At 73.1% G+C, this 18883-nt stretch carries 13 protein-coding genes and 1 pseudogene; 4 read left to right on the forward strand and 10 right to left on the reverse strand.

Annotated elements, in window-relative coordinates; genetic code table 11:
- Positions 1–45 precede the first annotated feature (45 nt).
- The 6 genes from ACF09C_RS02290 to ACF09C_RS02315 all read right to left on the reverse strand — a co-directional run bounded on the left by ACF09C_RS02290 (position 46) and on the right by ACF09C_RS02315 (position 5671).
- Entirely contained in the window at positions 46–621 is a 576-nt protein-coding gene (locus ACF09C_RS02290; RefSeq protein WP_392087678.1) for a GNAT family N-acetyltransferase, read from the reverse strand.
- Positions 622–769: 148 nt separating this feature from the next.
- Positions 770–997 (reverse strand): hypothetical protein, encoded by a 228-nt coding sequence (locus ACF09C_RS02295; protein ID WP_392087680.1) that lies wholly within the window; start codon positions 995–997, stop codon positions 770–772.
- The gene (locus ACF09C_RS02300) at positions 994–2574 is read right to left on the reverse strand and encodes an amidohydrolase (protein ID WP_392088668.1); all 1581 of its coding nucleotides are present in this window, start codon (positions 2572–2574) and stop codon (positions 994–996) included. Before ACF09C_RS02300 ends, ACF09C_RS02295 begins: the two co-directional genes overlap by 4 nt.
- Positions 2575–2613: 39 nt before the next feature.
- Entirely contained in the window at positions 2614–3489 is an 876-nt protein-coding gene (locus ACF09C_RS02305; protein ID WP_392087683.1) for an ABC transporter ATP-binding protein, read from the reverse strand.
- Positions 3490–3500: 11 nt separating this feature from the next.
- On the reverse strand, positions 3501–4598 hold the full coding sequence (locus tag ACF09C_RS02310) for a FecCD family ABC transporter permease (RefSeq protein WP_392087685.1): 1098 nt from the start codon (positions 4596–4598) through the stop codon (positions 3501–3503).
- Entirely contained in the window at positions 4595–5671 is a 1077-nt protein-coding gene (locus ACF09C_RS02315) for a FecCD family ABC transporter permease (RefSeq protein WP_392087687.1), read from the reverse strand. The genes ACF09C_RS02310 and ACF09C_RS02315 overlap by 4 nt, the downstream gene beginning before the upstream one ends.
- Positions 5672–5936: 265 nt before the next feature.
- Between ACF09C_RS02315 and ACF09C_RS02320 the strand changes: the two genes are divergently transcribed.
- Together ACF09C_RS02320 and ACF09C_RS02325 are read left to right on the forward strand one after the other, a co-directional pair.
- Positions 5937–7643 carry an ABC transporter ATP-binding protein gene (locus ACF09C_RS02320; protein ID WP_392087690.1) on the forward strand — a complete coding sequence of 569 codons (1707 nt, stop codon included), beginning with the start codon at positions 5937–5939 and terminating at the stop codon, positions 7641–7643.
- Between the two features lie 59 nt (positions 7644–7702).
- Positions 7703–9493: an ABC transporter ATP-binding protein gene (locus tag ACF09C_RS02325; RefSeq protein ID WP_392087692.1), complete on the forward strand. Its 1791-nt coding sequence runs from the start codon at positions 7703–7705 to the stop codon at positions 9491–9493.
- 80 nt (positions 9494–9573) lie between these two features.
- Here ACF09C_RS02325 and ACF09C_RS02330 read toward each other — a convergent pair whose 3' ends face one another.
- Together ACF09C_RS02330 and ACF09C_RS02335 are read right to left on the reverse strand one after the other, a co-directional pair.
- Positions 9574–11289, reverse strand: a complete 1716-nt coding sequence (locus ACF09C_RS02330; RefSeq protein WP_392088670.1) for an ABC transporter ATP-binding protein — start codon at positions 11287–11289, stop codon at positions 9574–9576.
- A gap of 220 nt (positions 11290–11509) precedes the next feature.
- Entirely contained in the window at positions 11510–15580 is a 4071-nt protein-coding gene (locus ACF09C_RS02335; RefSeq protein ID WP_392087695.1) for a hypothetical protein, read from the reverse strand.
- 181 nt (positions 15581–15761) lie between these two features.
- Between ACF09C_RS02335 and ACF09C_RS02340 the strand changes: the two genes are divergently transcribed.
- Positions 15762–16289, forward strand: a complete 528-nt coding sequence (locus tag ACF09C_RS02340) for a hypothetical protein (protein WP_392087697.1) — start codon at positions 15762–15764, stop codon at positions 16287–16289.
- A gap of 97 nt (positions 16290–16386) precedes the next feature.
- Here ACF09C_RS02340 and ACF09C_RS02345 read toward each other — a convergent pair whose 3' ends face one another.
- Positions 16387–17853, reverse strand: coding sequence for a membrane-associated oxidoreductase (locus ACF09C_RS02345; RefSeq protein WP_392087700.1), 1467 nt, complete (start codon positions 17851–17853; stop codon positions 16387–16389).
- Positions 17854–17924: 71 nt separating this feature from the next.
- On the opposite strand from ACF09C_RS02345, the pseudogene ACF09C_RS02350 reads away from it, so the two are divergent.
- A pseudogene (locus tag ACF09C_RS02350) lies at positions 17925–18023 on the forward strand (IS5/IS1182 family transposase); the annotation flags it as partial.
- 9 nt (positions 18024–18032) lie between these two features.
- On the opposite strand, the gene ACF09C_RS02355 reads toward ACF09C_RS02350, so the two are convergent.
- The gene (locus ACF09C_RS02355) at positions 18033–18797 is read right to left on the reverse strand and encodes a maleylpyruvate isomerase family mycothiol-dependent enzyme (RefSeq protein WP_392087701.1); all 765 of its coding nucleotides are present in this window, start codon (positions 18795–18797) and stop codon (positions 18033–18035) included.
- Positions 18798–18883 lie beyond the last annotated feature (86 nt).

Raw genomic sequence — 18883 nt, forward strand, 5'->3', positions numbered from 1 at the left:
GCCAGGAGCCTCGATCGGCTCCCGGCCCGCCCTTTCGCGCTGGCCCTAGACCGTGCGGGCCAGGATGCGGGCGTTGCGGCGGGGGTCCAGGGACCGGGCCCAGGCCTGGGGTGCCAGGGTCGGGTGGCTGACGGTGAAGCCGTGGCGGAGGAAGAGGTCGCCGCCGCCGGTCGTCGCCGTGAACAGGGTGCGCAGGGACCGGCTTCGGGCCTTCGTCAGCGCGGCGCGCAGCAGCCGGGCCCCGGTGCCGCAGCCCTGACGGTGGCCGGCCACGCAGAAGTTGTAGAGGACGCCCGTGCGTTCGGCGCCGTACGCGCGGAGGCCGAGGCAGCCGTCGAGGGTGCCCTCGGGGGACTCCGCGAGGAGGAAGTCGGACGCCTGGTCGGCGTAGAGGGAGAGCGGGCGCTCGCGGAGCGCTCCCGAGCGGACGAACGGCGAGGAGAGCGTGGCGAGAGCCTCGGCGTCGCCGGGGCGCGCGGTCCGGACCCGGGCCCCGCCGCCGGAGAGGCCGGCAAGGCCTGGAAGCTCAGGAAGGCCGGGGGACTCCGGGAGTGCGGGGAGAGTGAGCGGATCGCGTGCGCGCGGAGACGGCGGGGCCTGGCGCGGCGGGGCCGTGGTCAAGGCTTTCCTTCCTCGGTCCACCGTGCGCGAAGGGACGATCGGCTCCTCGCGCCCACCGGCGGATCAGTCGAACTAAGGTTAGCCTTACTTGAGTTGACCGCCAAGTCGACCGATCGGGCTCGACCGGTGCCGCTCGGCCGGGGCGGCCTCAGCAGGGGCGACCCGGGTAGTCGTCGCTCTCCTGCACGCCGGCCCGCCGCATCCGGCGGACGACCTCCGCGAGCGCGGCGTCCTCCACGTCGACCGGTATGTTCAGTTCCCGGTCGAACACGATGTCCTCGCCGTCGCCCGCGTGCCAGATCACCCAACGCGACGCCCCCTCGGCGCCCCGCCAGAGCGCCGCATGGCGCTCCAGGGGGTCCGCGGGACCGCTCACAGCTTCTTCCCGTCCGTGGCCTCGCGTCCGTCGACGAAGGTCGCCACGACCTCGATGTCGCCGATCCGCGAGGTGTCGACGGCGTGCGGGTCGTCGCCGAGGACGACGAGGTCGGCCCGCTTGCCGGGGCCGAGGCTTCCGGCCGTGTCGTCCCAACGGCAGGCGTACGCCCCGGCGACCGTGTACGCGTACAGCGCCTCGTCCACCGTGATCGCCTCGTCGGGGCCGATGAGCTGCCCGGACGTCGAGGCCCGCTCGACCATGAACTGGACGGCCCGCAGCGGCGATCCGTCCGTGACGGGCCGGTCGGAGCTGCCGACCAGGGTGATGCCGTGGTCGAGGAAGCCCCGGCCCCGGTACATCCAGGGCGCGCGCTCCTCCCCCATGATCGTGGCGTAGTCGTCGCCGAAGTAGCGCAGGAAGTTGGGTTGGACGACGGCGCTGAGGCCGAGCCGGGCGAAGCGCGGGAGCTGGTCGGGCCTGATGAGGCCCGCGTGCTCGATGCGGTGGCGCGCGTCGGCGCGGGGGCGCAGTTCCTGCGCCCGCTCCAGGGCGTCGAGCGCCAGGTCCGCGGCCCGGTCGCCGATCGCGTGGACCGCGAGCTGCCAGCCGCCCAGGTGGCCGTCGACGATGAGGGAGGTGAGGTGCTCCGGGTCGGCCTGCAGCTGACCCGTGTGGTCCGAGCCCTCGTACGGGGCGGTGAGCGCCGCCGTGCGGGCCATCATCCCGCCGTCGGTGTAGATCTTCAGCGCGCCGACGGACAGCCAGTCGTCCCCGAACCCGGTCCGCAGGCCGAGGTCGAGCCCGCGCGGGATGCCGTCCCGCTCGTGCGCGCCGACCTGCCGCAGCGTGTCGCCGCCCGGCATGAGCTGGACCCGCAGCGGCAGCCTGCCCTGGTCGCGCAGGAGTTGGTACGCGCCGAGCTCGACGGGGCTGTGGCCCAGCAGGCCACCACCGATTCCGGCCTCGGCCACGGCGGTGATGCCCTCCGTGAGGCACTCGCGGGCCGCGTACGCGATGGCGTCGGCCAGCTCCTCCTGGGAGTACGGCAACCGCAGCCGGCGTACGGCGCCCATCGCGCTCTCCACGAGGACGCCGTCCTCGTGCGGGACGTCCGCAGGGAGCAGGTCGAGGACGGCCGTGTTGACGACGCAGGCGTGGCCGGACTGGTGGCCCACGAAGACCCGGTGGCCCTGGCTGACCCGGTCGAGTTCGGCCGCCGTCAGGTGCCGGCCGAGGGCCCGCTGGTCGTAACCGCCGACGCTGACCCACGAGCCGGGGCTGTTCCTGCGGGTGCAGGCCTCCGCCACCACGTCGAGCACGTCCTCGACGCGCGTGAGGCCGGCGAGGGAGGGCGAGCTCGCCTTGAGGCCGGTCCACGCGAGGTGGACGTGGCTGTCGACGAACCCGGGCAGGACGGTGGCGCCCTGGAGGTCGATCACCTCACGGGCGGGCAGGGAGGTGACGGCCTCGTCCAGACCGACGATCCGGCCTTGCCAGATGCCCAGGTCGTGGGCGACCGGATGGTCCGGGTCCATGGTGAGGAAGCGGGCGTTCGTCAGCCTCGTGCAGAGCATCATGGGTGGTCCGTTCCTGGGGGCTGGGGAGCGACGGGCCTACGGGGTCTCGGCGAGGGCGGTGGCGTTGTCCGCGACGTCCACGGCGGGATCCGGCTCGGGGGCGAAGCGGCGCGGGGCGGCCGGAATCATCAGCGGCGTACCGGTCTCGGGGTCCTCGATGATCCGGCAGGGCAGCCCGAACACGTCCTCGACCAGCTCGGCCGTCATGACCGTGGCGGGGTCGCCCTGGGCCGCGATGACGCCGCCGGGACGCATCACGATGAGGTGGGTGGCGTAGCGGCAGGCCTGGTTGAGGTCGTGCAGGACGGCCACGACGGTCTGCCCCTTGCGGGCGTGCAGCTCGGCGCAGAGGTCGAGCACCTCGACCTGGTGGGCGATGTCGAGGAAGGTGGTCGGCTCGTCGAGCAGCAGGATGGAGGTCTGCTGGGCGAGCACCATGGAGAGCCAGACCCGCTGACGCTGACCGCCGGAGAGGTCGTCCACGGGGCGGTCGGCGAGTTCCAGGACGCCCGTCTGCCGCATCGCCTCGACCACCGCCGTCTCGTCCTCGGCGGACCACTGCTTGAGCAGCCGCTGGTGCGGGTAGCGTCCGCGGGCCACGAGGTCGCCGACCGTGATGCCGCCGGGCGCGCTGGAGGACTGCGGGAGCAGGCCGAGCCGGCGGGCGACCTCGCGGGAGCGGTAGGAGGCGATGGCGGCGCCGTCGAGGTAGACCTGCCCGGCCTTGGGCTTGAGCATCCGGGCGAGCGCCGTGAGCAGGGTCGACTTGCCGCAGGCGTTCGGCCCGAGGATGACCGTGAAGGAGTGGTCGGGGATGTCGACGCTCAACTCCTCGGCGACGGTCCGCTGGTCGTAGGAGAGCGTGAGGTCCTCGGCGCGCAGCCGGGGGCCGGGGGCGTTCGTTCCAGTCATGCGCGGCTCTTTCATGCGCGGCTCTTTCGCGACTCGGTGATCAGCAGCCAGATGAGGTAGGCGCCGCCGACGGCGCCGGTCGCCGTGCCCACGGGCAGCAGCGCGGGGGCGAAGACCCGTTGCACGACGAGGTCGCTCAGGGCGAGCAGGAAGGCGCCCATGAGGGCGGAGGAGATCAGGACGGGGCCGGAGGAGCGGGTGAGGGTGCGGACCACCTGCGGCGCGGCCAGGGCGATGAACGCGATGGGCCCGGTGACGGCGGTCGCGAACGCGGCGAGGGCCACGCTGATGACGAAGAGGATCGTGCGGGTCCGCCCCACGTTGACGCCGAGCGCCGTCGCCGTGACGTCGCCCATCTCGACCATGGCCAGGCGCCGGGAGAGGAGCAGGGCGGGCGGCAGCAGGACGGCGAGGGCGATTCCGATCGCGTTGGCGTGCATCCACAGCCGGTTCCCGAGGCTGCCGATCAGCCACGCCTGCGCCTCCTGCGCCTCCTGGAAGGTCGCCCGGGTGATCAGGTACGAGTTGACCGCAAGCAGCAGGGCACTGACGCCGATGCCGATGACGACCAGCCGGAACCCCTGCAACCCCCGCCCGATCAGCAGCAGATGGACGACGAGAGCCGTGGCGAGGCCGCCGATCAGCGCGCCGATCGCGATCTCGGTCATGCTGCCGCGCAGCACGATGATCACGACGAGCGCGCCCACGGCCGAGCCGTTGGTGAAGCCGATGATGTCGGGGCTGCCGAGGGAGTTGCGGGTGAGGCTCTGCAGGATCGCGCCGCTCACACCGAGGGCCGCGCCGACGAAGACCGCGGTCAGGATGCGGGGCATGCGCAGGGTGTTGACGACGAAGTCGGCGGCGCCCGAGCCGTTTCCGGTGAGGGCGCCGACGACCTCCCCGACGGTCAGCGGGAAGTCGCCGGTGGTCAGCGTGATCCCGATGACGGTGACGAGCGCGAGAAGCAGCAGGGCGGTCACCACCACCGTACGGACCTGGAAGCGCAGTGACGGACCGCGCGTTCCGGCCCGGACGAACCGGCCGCTGATCACGGGCGGGTGGGGCCCGGTCTTGGGGGTGGAGGCCTGCGCCTCCCGTACGGCGCTCACAGCATGACCAGCTTTCGACGGCGGCACAGCGCGATGAACAGGGGCGCCCCGAGGAAGGCGGTGACGATGCCGACCTGTACCTCGCCCGGCGCTCCGAGCACCCGGCCCAGCACGTCCGAGCCGATGAGCAGGACCGGTGCGAGCAGCGTCGAGTACGCGAACACCCAGCGCTGGTCGGCGCCGGCGACGAACCGGGCGACGTGCGGGACGGCCAGGCCGACGAAGCCGATGGGCCCGGCGGCGGCGGTGGCCGCCCCGCAGAGCAGCATGACGGCGACGGCCGCGAGGACCCGGGTCCGGCCGACGTGGACGCCCAGGGCGCGCCCCATCTGGTCGCCCATGGCAAGGGCGTTGAGGGAGGGGGCGAGGACGAAGGCGAGGACGAGGCCGACGACGACGAACGGCAGCATGAGCAGCACGATGTCGCCGTACCGGCCGGCCAGCGAGCCGACGGTCCAGTAGCGGAACTGGTCGAAGGCCTCCGGGTCGAAGAGCAGGACGCCCCAGTTGAAGGCGTAGAGCACGGCCGTCACGGCCGCTCCCGCGACCACGAGCCGGTCCGGGGTGGCCAGTTTCCGTCCGGAGGAGCCGAGCAGGAAGACGCCCACCGAGGCGGCGGCGGCGCCCGCGAGGGCGAACCAGACGTAGCCGAGCGGCGCGGCCACGCCGAGGAAGGCGATGGCGACGACGACGCCCGCGGAGGCGCCCAGGTTCACACCGAGCAGTCCGGGGTCGGCGAGCGGGTTGCGGGTCAGCGCCTGCATCAGGGCGCCGGAGAGACCGAGCGCCATGCCGACGAGAAGGCCGAGCACCGTACGGGGGATCCGGTAGTCGTGGACGATGACGGAGGCTTCCGAGCCGTCGGGCGCCCACAGGAGGTGCCAGATCGACGTGAACGGGATGCCTCGCGTACCGACCCAGACGCTGACGAGTGAGACGAGGACCAGCGCGCCGACGGTCACGAGGAGACCGAGGCCGCGGAGGGCCACGGCGGCCGGACGGGCCGTGGGCACGACGGGACCGGCAGGGCCACCGGTCTCGGTTCCGGGCGCCGCCCGGGTTTCGACGGACAACGACCACTCCCCTGGCGGCGGAATCGAGCGCCCCGCGAGCCGCGCGAAGCGTTGAACACGGGTGTGTGGCACGCGAGATGACACACGCTCGATGGAACTTAGGTGAGCCTAACCGTAGAGTCCGGACGGGGTCAACGCGAGGGCGCGACCCCGATCGCCGCGCACGCTGGGATGATGCTCCCGAGGGTGCCGGGCACCCTTGGCACCAGCCGTGTTTAAGGTAGCCTTACCTAACTATCGCACCCCCTTTCTGTGGAGGATCCGCATGCCCGCTGGAGGACCAACGGGGGGCTCCGTCCTCCGCAGAGCGCTCGCCGATCAGCGCCGCCGCGTGACCGTGGCCTCGTTCCTCGGCATGGCGCACCAGGCGTGCGAGGCTCTCGTCCCCGTCGTCATCGGTCTGGTCATCGACCAGGCGGTGGCCACCAGTTCCTCGGGCGCGCTGCTGCGCTGGCTCCTGGTGCTCGCCGGTCTCTTCCTGATCCTGTCGACCTGCTACCGGAACTCCGCGCGGCTCGCCGAGGGCGCGGGCGAGTCCGCCGCCCACCGGATCCGTCTCGACCTCGGGGCCCGGGTCCTCGATCCTCGGGGCGGCGCCGACGCCGGCCGGCTGCCCGGCGCGCTGACCGCCGTCGCCACCGGCGACGCCCGGCGCGTCGGCTCGGTGGCCGCCGCGCTGCCGTACACGCTCTCCGCGATCGCCGGTCTCGCGGTCAGCGCCGTGGCGCTGCTCCGCATCTCCGTGCCGCTCGGCCTGCTCGTCCTGCTCGGTGTCCCGCCGCTGCTGTGGCTCGGCCATGTCATCAGCCGCCCGCTCGAACGACGCAGCGAGGCGGAGCAGGAGCACGCCGCCCACGCCTCCGGAGTCGCCGCCGACCTGGTCGGGGGCCTGCGGGTGCTGAAGGGCATCGGCGCGGAGGCGGCCGCGGTCGACCGGTACCGGGAGACGAGCCGCAGCTCGCTGGCGTCCGCGCTGCGGGCCGCGACCAGCCGGGCCTGGCACGACGGGGCGATCCTCGCCCTGACGGGCATCTTCATCGCCGCCATCGGCCTCGTCGGCGCACACCTCGCGATGAACGGCAGCATCACCGTGGGTGAGCTGGTGGCGGCCGTCGGCCTCGCCCAGTACCTCCTCGGCCCGTTCCAGCTCCTCACCTACGTCAACGGCGAGTTCGCCCAGGGCCGTGCCTCGGCCGACCGGATCGCCGAGGTCCTCGCCTCGCCGCCGGCCGTCGCCGCCGGGACCGCCGAACTGCCGGAACGGGTCGCCGGCCGGCTGCGGCTGCGCGGTGTGACCCAGGGCGCCCTGCGCGGTGTCGACCTCGACATCGCCGCCGGCAGCCTCGTCGGTGTGGTCGCCCGCGACGCGGCGGCCGCGAACGACCTGCTGCTCTGCCTCGGCCGTGAACTCGACCCCGCCGAGGGGAGCGTCGAGCTGGACGGCGTACCGCTGACCGACCTCGGCCCGGCCGACGCGCGGCGCGCGATCCTGGTCGCCCACCACGACGCCGACCTCTTCGAGGACAGCCTCCTGGCCAACGTACGGGCGGGCGCGGCCGCGGAGGGAGCCGACCCGGTCGACGTGGGGCCGGCGCTCGCCGCCTCCGCCGCGGACGACGTCGCCCAGGCGCTGCCGGACGGCGTCGACACCCTCCTCACCGAGCGCGGCCGTTCGCTCTCCGGCGGGCAGCGCCAGCGCGTCGCGCTCGCCCGAGCCCTGGCGGCCGACCCGCCGGTGCTCGTGGTCCACGACCCGACGACGGCCGTCGACACCGTCACCGAGGCCCGCATCGCGGCCCGGCTGCGCGACCTCCGCAAGGGCCGCACGACCGTCCTGGTCACGACGAGCCCGGCCCTCCTCGCCGGCACGGACGTCGTCGTCATGCTGGACGACGGCCGGGTGGCGGCCGAGGGCAGCCACCCGGAGCTGGTCGCCGCCCACGAGTCGTACCGTACGGCGGTGCTGGCATGACGGGCACGCGGGACGAGGGAGTTCAGGACAGCCGAGAGACGAAGGACGAAGGACGGACGATGAGCGGACCCGGGACGCCCGAACGTGAGCTTCTGCCCACCGCCACCGGCGCGCAGACCTTCGCGGTCGTGCGTCAACTCCTGCGCCACCACCGCCTCCTCGCGGTGACGGCGGTGACCGTCCTCGTCGTCGGCACCGGCATCGGTCTGCTGACCGCGCCGCTGCTGGGGCGCATCGTGGACCTGGTCGTGGACAAGAGCGGCGCGGGCGCGCTGACCGTACCGATGCTCCTCCTGCTCGCGGTCGCCGTCGCCCGCGGTGTCGCGACGGCGATCGGCAAGTCCCTCGTGGCCCGACTGGGCGAGACGGTCCTCGCGGACCTGCGGGAACGGTTCATCGCGAGGGCGCTGCGGCTGCCGCTCGAGCGGGTCGAGAAGGCCGGTTCCGGCGACCTGACCTCGCGCGTCACCGGCGACGTCACGCTGATCGCGAAGGCCGTGCGGCAGGCGCTGCCCGAGTTCGCGGGCGCCTTCCTCACGATCATCCTGACGCTGGTGGGTCTCACGGTCCTCGACTGGCGCTTCCTGCTCGCGGTGCTCGTGGCCGTCCCCGTCCACGTCCTCACGGTCCGCTGGTACATCCCGCGCGCCGCGACCATCTACGCCGCACACCGGGTCGCGACCGGCGCGCTCCAGCACCAGCTCCTCGACAGTGTCGGCGGCGTCCGCACGGTACGGGCGTTCCGTCTGAACGGCCGGCACGCCGACCTCCTGGAGCAGCGCTCGCAGGCCGCGGTCGGCCTGGCGGCGCGTGGCATGCACCTGGTCTCCGGCTTCTTCTCCCGCCTCAACATCGCCGAGTTCATCGGCATGACGTCGATCCTCCTGACCGGGTTCTTCCTGGTCGACGCCGGCTCGGTGAGCATCGGTACGGCGACGGCGGCGGCGCTGTACTTCCACGGCCTGTTCAACCCGATCAACGCGGCCCTGTTCCTGATCGACGACGCGCAGTCCGCGGGCGCGAGCCTCGCGCGCCTGGTCGGCGTGTCGAGCCTCCCGGCGGAGCGGGAGCCCGACGGGCAGGTCACCGCACCGGTCGACGGCTCGGTGAAGGTCTCCGGCCTGGGCCACTCCTACGTGGACGGCCACCCGGTGCTCACGGCGGTGGACCTGGAGGTCAGGGACGGTGAACGCGTCGCCCTGGTCGGCGCGAGCGGCGCGGGCAAGACGACGCTGGCGAAGCTGATCGCCGGCGTCCACGACCCGGCGGCCGGCTCGATCGCCCTGGGCGGGGTGGACACCCGGGAGCTGGGCCCGGCCGGGATCCGGCGCGCGGTCACCCTGATCAGCCAGGAGGTCCATGTCTTCGCGGGCCCGCTCTCCGAGGACCTGCGGCTGGCCCGGCCCGGCGCGACGGACGAGGAGCTGCGGGCCGCGCTGGCCCATGTCGACGCCCTGGAGTGGGTCGACGGGCTGCCCGACGGCCTGGCCACGGTCGTCGGCGAGGGCGGCCACCGGCTCACGGTGACCCAGGCCCAGCACCTGGCCCTGGCCCGGCTCGTCCTCACCGACCCGCCCATCGCGATCCTCGACGAGGCCACCGCCGACGCGGGCAGCGCGGGCGCCCGCGTCCTGGAGACGGCCGCCCTCCGCGCCCTGGAGGGCCGCACGGGCCTCATGGTCGCCCACCGCCTCCCCCAGGCGGCGACGGCCGACCGCGTCGTCGTCCTCGACCAGGGCCGCGTGGTGGAGACCGGCACCCACACCGAACTGGTCGCCGCGGGCGGCCGCTACGCCGAACTCTGGTCGGCCTGGTCCGACAGCCGCCGCGAGCCTGCGGTACCCGCGTAACGCCCACCAACGCCGAAGTCCCCGTTCCACTCCGCCGGGGTGGACGGGGACTTCGGCGTTGGTGGGCGGCCGGACGGTGCTCACGTGTCGGCGGTGGCAAGGAACTGGGTGGCGGCGAGTTCGGCGTAGAGGGGGTCCTTCGCGACGAGTTCGCCGTGGGTGCCTATCGCGCGGACGCGGCCCGTGTCCATGACGATGATGCGATCGGCCATGGTGACCGTGGAGAGGCGGTGGGCCACGACCAGGACGGTCGTCGTGCGGGAGACCTCGGCGACCGTGTCGCGCAGGGCGGCCTCGTTGACGGCGTCGAGTTGGCTCGTGGCCTCGTCGAGGAGGAGCAGGCGGGGGCGGCGCAGGAGGGCGCGGGCGATGGCGACGCGCTGGCGCTCGCCACCGGAGAGCTTGGTGCCGCGGTGGCCCACGAGGGTGTCCAAGCCCTTGGGGAGCCGCTCGACGAGGCCGTCGAGGCGGGTGGTCCCGAGGACGCGGAGCAGGTCGTCCTCGGTCGCGTCCGGATGGCCGAGGAGGAGGTTGTCGCGGAGCGTGCCCGAGAGGACGGGGGCGTCCTGCTCCACGTAGCCGATCGCCGAGCGGAGCAGGGGCATGTCCCACGCGGCCAGGTCGCGGCCGTCGAAGGTGATGCGTCCCGCGTCCGGGTCGTAGAACCGCTCGATGAGGGAGAACACGGTGGTCTTGCCCGCACCGGACGGGCCGACGAAGGCGGTCATGCCGCGTGGCGGGACCGAGAAGCTCACGCCGTGGTGGATGTACGGCAGGTCGTGCGCGTACCGGAACCGGACGTCCTCGAAGGCCAGCGCTGCGGGTTCGGCACCGGGTGCGGGCAGGGGCGCGGGCTCGGCCGGGGGTTCGGCCGGCAGCCGCAGCGCCTCGCGGATCCGGGCGAGGGCCGCGGCGCCCGCCTGGTACTGGGTGACCGCCCCGACGACCTCCTGGATCGGGGACATCAGGTAGAAGACGTAGAGGAGGAACGCGACGAGAGTGCCCACGTCGATCGCGCCGGTGGCGACCCGGGCGCCGCCGACGGCGAGCACGGTGATGAACGCGATCTGCATCGACAGACCGGCCGTGTTCCCCGCCAGGGCGGACCACTTGGCGGCCCGTACGCTCTGCCGCCAGGACTCCTCGGCCGCGGCGTGCACGGCCTGCTCCTCGCGTCGCTCGGCGCCTGAGGCCTTGATGGTGCGCAGGGCGCCGAGGGTGCGCTCCAGTGACGCGCCCATCGCCCCGACCGCGTCCTGTGCCTGCCGGCTGGCCCTGTTGATGTGGGGGACGATCACGCCGATGACCGTTCCCGCGCCAAGGACCACGCCGAGGGTGACCGCCAGCAGGACCGGGTCGACCAGGCCCATCATCACCAGCGTCGCGACGAGCGTCAGGCCGCCGGTGCCGAGGCCCACGAGCGAGTCGGTGGTGACCTCGCGCAGCAGGGTCGTGTCGGAGGTGACGCGGGCCATCAGGTCGCCGGGTTCGCTCCGGTCCACCGCGGCGATGCGCAGCCTCAGCAGGTACGAGGAGAGAGTGCGCCGCGCGCCGAGGACGACCGACTCGGCCGTGCGCCGCAGGACGTACCCGCCGAGCGCGCCGATCCCCGCGTTGGCGAGGACCAGGGCCGACATCAGCAGCAGAGCGCCGGTGATGGAACGGTCCTCGGAGAGCGCGTCGATGAGGTGCTTGGCCACCAGCGGCAGCGCGAGCCCGGTGGCCCCGGTGATCAGCGAGAGCACCGCCCCGCCGAGCAGCGTCCAGCGGTGCGGGCGTACGTAGCCGAGGAGCATGCGCCACGCGGGCGTTTCGGGTTCCGCGGAGGGGGTGAGTGGTGGGGCGGACTCTGGGGCGGACTCTGCGGTGGTGGCCACGCGTTTGCTCCTCGTCGTGCCGGGCGTGCCTGGGTGCCTGGGTGTCGGCGTGCTTGATTGTCGGCGGGTTGGCGTCCCGGCGTGCTGTGTCGGGCGGCATCAGGGTCAGACGCGTCGGTGATGCCGATGGTTGACGCGGTCAGCTCCTCCGGGCCTCCCACGCGCGCGTGAACAGTGCGGGCAGCGGAGCGGAGGGCACCGCGGCCAGATGGGACGTCGAGCGGTGCTCCCTGGCCAGCGGGAGCAGCCCGAGCTTCGACGCCTCGACCGGCAGGCGCGGGGGCTTGCGCTCCTGCCAGGCGCCCGGCAGGAAAAGGGAGCGGCCGGCGCGCGGGCGGACGGCGCGCAGCACGCGGCCCGAGGCGCCCAGTTCGGCTTCGGCCTCCTTGAAGCGCGGGGACTTCCAGCCGGTCCACGCCTTGACGTTGCGGTCCGACGGATCCGGCAGGGCGAGCAGCATGAGGTAGAGGGCCGCGGCGTCCTGGCCCAGTCCGTACGTCCGCGCGCATTCCTCGAGGAGCCGCGGTGCGGAGCGGGCCGGGTCCTGCTCCCAGCCCGGGTCCCGCTGCCCGTCGCCGGCGAGGTGCTCCCCGAGTGCGGTGAAGTCGTCGCTGAGCAGCAGCCGCAGGTCCGCGAGGGCGGGCAGCCCGGACGGGGCGGGCAGCCACTGGGAGGGCAGGACGGAGTCGAGGTACGCGTCGAGGGTGTCCAGGAGGGGATCGTCGGCCCCCTTGAGGGCCGCGGGGTCCACCTGGACATGGCGGACGTCGTACACCGGGTCGGGCTCCTCCGTGACCGCCGGATGAGCGGTGAGCGCCTCGGTCGAAGGGGGCTCTCCCATCAGGTAGTTGCTCTGCAGGGAGAAGAGGGTGAGGGGGCCCGGCCCCGAGGTCAGGTGCTCGCGGAGTCGGGAGATCGCCGCGCCGACCACCGGGCGCAGCGGATCGCCGGCCGGGGTGCGGTAGGCGAGCCACGCGGCCGTCCTCGGGAGCGCGAGCAGGTGGGGCTCGCCCACCAGGCCCGACCTGTGGGGGTCGAGACAGTGCGCCCCGGTGGCGAGCCGGCCGAGCAGGGCCGGCAGCCGCAGGTGGGGCCACCAGGCCCGGGCGCCGCGGGTGTGCACGCGGTGGAGAGCCCGCTCGCCCTGGGGAAGGAGCGTCTCCTTCGCGGCGAGGGGCAGCAGCGCCGTGGGGACCGGCAGGGGCTCGCCCAGTTCGCGCACCCACCAGTCGGTGGCACGGTCGACGTCGGGGCCGGTGGTCCACAGCTCCTCGGGGTCGTCGGGAAGGAGCTTGTCGTAGAGGGTCGTGACGAACCGGGGGCCGAGCCCGGAGGTCAGGGCGCCGACGGCGTCCTCCGCGTCCTTCCGTCCGATCTTCCAGGGCTCCAGGTCGGTCCGCGGGTGACGGGAGAGGTAGCCGTCCTCCCCGTCCAGTTGATGCGGCGCGCACGGGACGTGCGCCATCAGGAGCACGGCGGCCTCCGCCGTGGTGAGCCCGAGCCGTGCGGCGAAGGCCGCCGCGAGCTCGGGGCGGGCGGGGGCCGGGCCGCGCTCGCGGTACAGCTGGGCGAAGCGCGCGAACCAGCTGCCGGGGCGGACGGGCTCCAGCACATGGGCGTGCGTCAGCTTCAGGCCGGCGGGAGCCAGGGGGCCGTCCTCGGAGAAGGTGCCGTCCGGGGCGTACTCCCACAGCATCCGGTGCGACTTGCCGCCGCCGAGGACGACGGATGCGGACGTCGCCGTGCGGTAGACCTTCCCGGGGAGGGGCAGCGTGATGTCCGGGCGCTCCTCGGGCAGTTCGAACCGGCCGATCCGCCATCGGCCCGGAGCCCCGGCGACGGCGGGGTGGGCTGCGTAGGCCGTCAGCGACCGCTCGGTGCGGGCATCCGCCCTGGCGGAGACGGCGCACAGCGCGACCGGCGCCGCGTGGGCGTGCGTGTGGCGGAAGCTGTGGTCACGGGGAAGGCCGTCGAGCGTGGCGTCGGCCTCCGCGAGGTCGCCTCCCCAGACCGTGGTGCCGTGTTCGGCGAGCTGGATCAGCCGTCGGCTCATCCGGATGTCGGGATCGTCGGCACCGGGCTCGGGCGCCGTGCGCGTCGGCGCGTCCTCGACGGGGGTGAGGCGGCGCACAAGGCGCGCGAGACCGTCCCGGCAGTTGGCGGCCATCACCAGGGCGCGGGCGGCCAGGCTGTGCATCGGCTCACCGAGCTGCGGCAGCGCCTCCAGGATCGGTCCTCGGTTGGGGCCTCGTACACCCTCCCGGTCCACGTGGTAGGGCTCGAGCCGGCCCACCAGCTCCTCCACCTGTGCGCGCGAGACGGTGTCGGGGAGTTCGGCCATCAGCGGCCGCAGGACGTCCACCGCGGCGAACTCCGCCGCGGCGTCGGTGTCCTTCAGAAGCAGGTCCGCCGCCGCGCCCACGTGCGCGTATCGGCCGAGCAGCAGGACCAGCTCTTCGAGGTCGACCCCTGCGCGGAGCTTCGCGCGCTCGCGCGCGGACCAGGCGCGGATCTCCTCGTGCCCGATCGGGTTGTCGAAGAGTGCGGGGATCTGACCCCAGCCCTTGGTGGCCTGCGGCTGGTACCAGCTGTTGGTGGCCTGGCTCCGCGTGGTCATCTCCAGGTCGGCCCGCACCCGGGCGCGCAGTTCGCGGGCGAAGCGCTCGTCGGCCCGCAGGTGCTCCAGCTTCGGCCGACGTGCGAGCAGGAGGTGGTACAGCTCGGACGGGCCGAGGAGCTCCGGTGGGTCGGCGACCGGGGCGCCGTGTTCGAGGAGGACGTCGATGAGGTCGAGCGGCGTCCTCCTGTCGGTCCGCCGGTCGAACGTGTCGTACGAGAACTCCACGGGGACACCGTCGGCGGCCAGCCGCGGCGCGAGCTTCTCGGCGATCTCGTACATGACCGCCCAGGGACCGTTCCGCTTGCTGTTCGACTCGACGCACGCGGACAGCCAGGCCGCCGCCTCGCCCGTGGGGAGCCCGCCGGTCTCGCCGGTCTCACCGGTGAGCAGGGCAAGCGCGCCGGTGCGTTCGAGAAGTTCGCGCCAGATCGCGGCCTTGTCGCCGAAGTACCGGGGCCGCAGCGCGAGGACCTGGTGCGCCCCCGCCGGGGCGTGCTCGCGGAGGAGTTCCATGGCCGAGCCCTTGAAGCAGTCGGTCCAGAACGCTTCGTCGGCCAGCGAGATCCCACCGGCCGCGCACACCTCGGCGAGGAGCACGGCCAGTTCCTTCTCGGGCTCCAGGCGGGCCGCCTTCGCGATCCTGCGCACGTCGGCCGCCAGCTGCGGGTACAGCTCCCGCGAGGCCCGGACGCGGCGCACGACGACGTGGCGGAAGGCGGCGAGGCCCACCTCGGTCGCCGCTCCCTTCGCGGCGAGGTCGCGGACCCAGGCGCGCAGCACCGTGGCGGAGAGCGCCTCACCGTCGGCGTACGCGAGGTAGCGGCCCACCAGCCACTCCTGGTCGACCTTGCGCGCCTGCGTCCGCTCGGCGGTTCGGGCGCGCCCGAACCACGCGGCGGCGGTCGGCTGCTCACCCTCCCGCAGGGCCAGGTCGGCCATCTCGTCGAGGAGGGTGATCAGCAGGTCGGGAGCCGACTCCTGCAGCCCGTGCAGAATCGCGTCGATGTCCGACTTGAAGACGAACCTCCACCCGCTCGTGCAGTCCCGCAGGGCGACGAGCTTCTGGGCTGCCAGGTCCGCGAAGCCCGGGTGCGCGGCGAGGACCCGCTCGGGGAAGGGCAGCTCCCCGTCGGAGGGGTCCGGGACGTCGGTGGCGAAGCAGCCGTCCGGCTCCCAGTGCTCCTCGCGCATCAAGCGGTCGCGGTACGGGACGAGTTGCTCCGGGAGCAGCAGGGTGAACGTACGGCCGTCGAACCCGGTGTACGTACGCGCCCACAGGCCGCCCTCGCCCCGTTCGTCGGCGAGGTCGACGGCTTCGGCTTCCAGGGCCTCCCGCCACAGCGGATCGGCGTCGGCCAGCGCGCGCGGGACGCGCACCCCGGCGTCCGCCCACGCACGGGCCTGCTGCCGGCACAGCTCGCGCTGCTTCTTCAGTCGCGTCCACGTGGTGAGCATCAGGCGGAGATCCGGCGCTCCGACGAGGGCTTCGGGGACGTTCTTCAGCTTCCGCCCGTGCGGGTTGCGGTAGACGACCTCCAGATCGTCCGTCAGTTCCGCGGTGTAGCCGTTCTTCTCGACACGCGTGCCCATGCGCCGCTCTCCCCCGTGCTGTTGATCGACACCCCCTACGCTACGCGGCGTCACTGACAACGCCGCGGCGGAGGCGGGCGGAGGGAACTTCCCCGCTCGTGCGCGCGTTGCGGAGGCGTTCCGATGGTGTGGTGTGGAGGACGACGGCGGCGGCGCGGTCTTCGGAAGAGGTGGGCAACCGATGGCCATGGTGGGCCTGTTCTGGATCGCCGAAGGCGATGTGTACGTGGGCGCGAAGCCGACCGGTTCCGCTCCCGGGGTCCGGCTGACCCCCGAGGGCGTGCTGGCTCTCGGGGAGGGGCAGTCGGGCCTCTTCCTGTGGGAGGACGTACGGGCTCTGAGCGTGTCCGACGTCCCCGTGAAGACCCTGAAGCGCCAGATCGGCGCGGTCACGGAACTGGCCCTGGACACGGTGGTGAACCTCGCGCTGCCGGGCGGCCCGGGGCCCTCGGGCGCGGGCCCGGCGATGATGGCCCTGCGGGTGGAGACACCCGACGGTGAGCGCGAGTTGTCTGCCTACGCGGCCGCCGCCGTCGGCTACACCGAGGCGGAGGCCGACCTCTCCCAGGCGCTCCTGTCCCGCCTCACGGACGGCGCCGCGACGATGGCCACGACGCTGGCCGCGATGTCGGCGTGGGGCCGCGCCTGGGAAGGCGGCTCCCCCAGGACCGCCCAGCGGGAGGAGCTGCTGCGGGGGTGGCTGGGCTAGGCCGTCGCTTCCCCGATGCCGGACACCCCTGGCTTCACCGGATGGGTGACCCACTGGGCCCAGGGCCACTCCTGGTTCGCCGGTGCTCCGGGAGAGGTCATTGGCGGCTGACCGTACGGGTCACGCCCGCGGCGATCGTCGTCGCCAGGATCCAGCCGGTGATGATCAGGGCGTAGGACAGCCACTGGTGCCAGCCCTCGGGGGCGAACGCCGACTCCTGGCCGAAGCTGATGATCGGCAGGAGCAGGTCGAGGGTGTAGAAGACGGGGTTGAAGTCAGGGGCCTCGCCCGCCTTGATGGGGCGTGGGTGGTCCAGGCCGTACGCAATCGATCCGATGGCCATGAGGGACAGCAGCCAGACAGCCGCGCGCAGCGGGCGGAAGCCGTAGCCTACGGTGACGTCCTGGACGAACCCCCACAGCCGTCCGTACCAGGTGAGCGTGGTGCGTCGGCGGCGCTGCTTGGCGAGTTGGACGAGCCGGGCCGCGTCGTCGTCACCGACATGGCGGTAAGCCGCCATCAACTGCTCGTAGCCGTGTGGCTCATACCGGTCGCCGTCGCGCTCCAGCATCGGAAGGCGGCGCTCGGCCGGCTCGTGCGGGGTGAGTACGGTGTAGGTGAGATTGCTGAGATGCACCTGGTCCGGCAGCATCTCCGGTTCAAGGGTCAGGATCTCTATGTGAGAACGCCGTAGGTTCAGGGCGCCCTCGATGCGATCGCCACTGCGCAGCCAGAGTTCACCGATGACGCAGCTGCTCGCCCGCAGTGCTGTGTCGCCCGGAGCGGACAGGTGGGCGTGGAGCAGGTCGAGACGGCCCGATATGCGCGAGCCTCGGAGTTCGACCCGGCCCTGCGCACGTATGCGCCGCGCCCGTACATGGGCTCCCACGTTGAGGTTCTGCGCGTCCAGCGCGGTGCCATCGGGCTTGTTGAACTCGGCGTCCTGAACGTTGATCCGCCCGGCGACGGAAGCGCCCGTGAGCCGTACCTGTCCGTGGGCGCGCATCTCCGGCGCCCACAAGTCATCCCCGATCTCGGCCTGGTTGAGCTGCAGCACCGGCTCTGAGTCGTCCGGCGCCATGAACTCCACCCGCTCCATGAACAGCGCCCCGGAGATCTTCGCCCCGCCGAGCCGCACCGGCCCCCGCATACGGCAGGCCGTCATCCGCAGCACCCTCTCGACCCGCAAGGTCGCTGAGGTCAGGCCCGGCAGAACCGACTTGCTCAGATTGAGCTGGCGCAGCTGGGCTGCGTACAGGTCGGGAGCACCGTCGAAGTGACAGTGGCTCAGCCGGACGGCGGCATCGATCGTGGCGTACTTCAGGTCCAACACGCCGGTGATCCGCGCCCCCGTGATCTTGAGCGCGGCGATCTCCCCCTCCTCCTGCGGAGCCTTGATCAACAGCGCCCGCAGCACACTCGCCCGCACGGTCCGCTCGGCGCCCCAGGTGTCGCCGAGCGCCGGATCCTCGTTCTCGGCGGCGCGGAAGTCCACGGACTCGCCTCGCGGAAAGGCCCGCCATATACGAATCTCGGCCGGGGTCAGATCGTTGATCTCGCTCACGCCGGGACTCTGACGTGCTGCGTTCGGGCTGTCAACTGCCGTACGGAGCACGCCATGTCGTCCGGCTTCCTCCCGCCCCGATCCAGGCCGGCAAGAGGTGGGTCGTGGAGCGGAGCCACGCGTGGATGAACGGCTTCGGCACGGTGCGGCGCTGTACCGAGGAGCGCAGCCGGTCGGTCTCAGCCCCAGCTCTGAAGCTGCTGGAGCAGGTCGGCGTCGCCCTCCATCCGCAGCGAGTCGGCCGGGATGCGCATGTACATGAGCAGGGCCATCTCGCTCGCCGTGCCGTAGATGGCGGCGGTGGGCTTGCTCCCGGCGGCCTCCGCCGCGGTGAGGCGGGTGAAGCGGGAACCGGCGGCGTCCACCGTCTGGCGCCAGGAGCCGGCCTCGGCCGCGTGGTAGTCCATGGTGGCGGGTTCGCCCGGCCACGGGACCGTGCCGGTGCAGACGGTGGCGAGGAACTCCTCGATCGCGTCGCCCGCCTCGGTCGTCGGCAGCTCCTGCGGGGTACCGGAGGCCAGCTGGGCGTCGTAGGTGTGGATCAGCGACTCCGGGACGCGGCGGCGGGCCACGGCGGCCACCGTGTGCGGCGAGGCCAGCGGCTCCCACCAGGCCCAGCAGCCCCGGTCCGGGCCGGCCTCGCGCAGAGCAGTAAGCAGCTGCTGCGTCGAGTCGGCCAGCCAGGCCACCAAGGCCTCGCGCTCCCTGGGCGCCGCCAGCCCGTCCTTGCTCGGCCGCTCGTCGCCCGGCGCGGTGTTCAGCACGATGTGGGCCCAGAAGCGGTCCCCCTCACTGAGGTGGTTCGCCAGGTCGTACAGCGTCCAGCCCGGGCAGGACGGGACGTCGGCGTCGAGGCTGGGGGCCGCGCCGACGGTGGCGCGGAACGCGGCGGACCGCTCGTCAACCATCCGCAGCAGGGTGGGGAAGTAGAGATACTCAGGCACGCAGACCTTGTATCACCCGGCCCGGGACTGTCGCACTCGATTAAGACCGGCCGCCGGGTGGCATGGGACAGGGGCGTGGGCATGGC

Origin of the sequence: Streptomyces sp. NPDC014870 (genome assembly GCF_043081505.1) — a bacterium.
GTDB lineage: Bacteria > Actinomycetota > Actinomycetes > Streptomycetales > Streptomycetaceae > Streptomyces.

What these genes read in the sequence shown, in the direction of transcription:
- ACF09C_RS02300 (WP_392088668.1), bottom strand. Translation starts at nt 2,574, where the DNA reads ATGCTCTGCACGAGGCTGACGAACGCCCGCTTCCTCACCATGGACCCG.
- ACF09C_RS02330 (WP_392088670.1), bottom strand. Translation starts at nt 11,289, where the DNA reads ATGCTCCTCGGCTACGTACGCCCGCACCGCTGGACGCTGCTCGGCGGG.
- ACF09C_RS02335 (WP_392087695.1), bottom strand. Translation starts at nt 15,580, where the DNA reads ATGGGCACGCGTGTCGAGAAGAACGGCTACACCGCGGAACTGACGGAC.
- ACF09C_RS02325 (WP_392087692.1), top strand. Translation starts at nt 7,703, where the DNA reads ATGAGCGGACCCGGGACGCCCGAACGTGAGCTTCTGCCCACCGCCACC.
- ACF09C_RS02305 (WP_392087683.1), bottom strand. Translation starts at nt 3,489, where the DNA reads ATGACTGGAACGAACGCCCCCGGCCCCCGGCTGCGCGCCGAGGACCTC.
- ACF09C_RS02340 (WP_392087697.1), top strand. Translation starts at nt 15,762, where the DNA reads ATGGCCATGGTGGGCCTGTTCTGGATCGCCGAAGGCGATGTGTACGTG.
- ACF09C_RS02320 (WP_392087690.1), top strand. Translation starts at nt 5,937, where the DNA reads ATGCCCGCTGGAGGACCAACGGGGGGCTCCGTCCTCCGCAGAGCGCTC.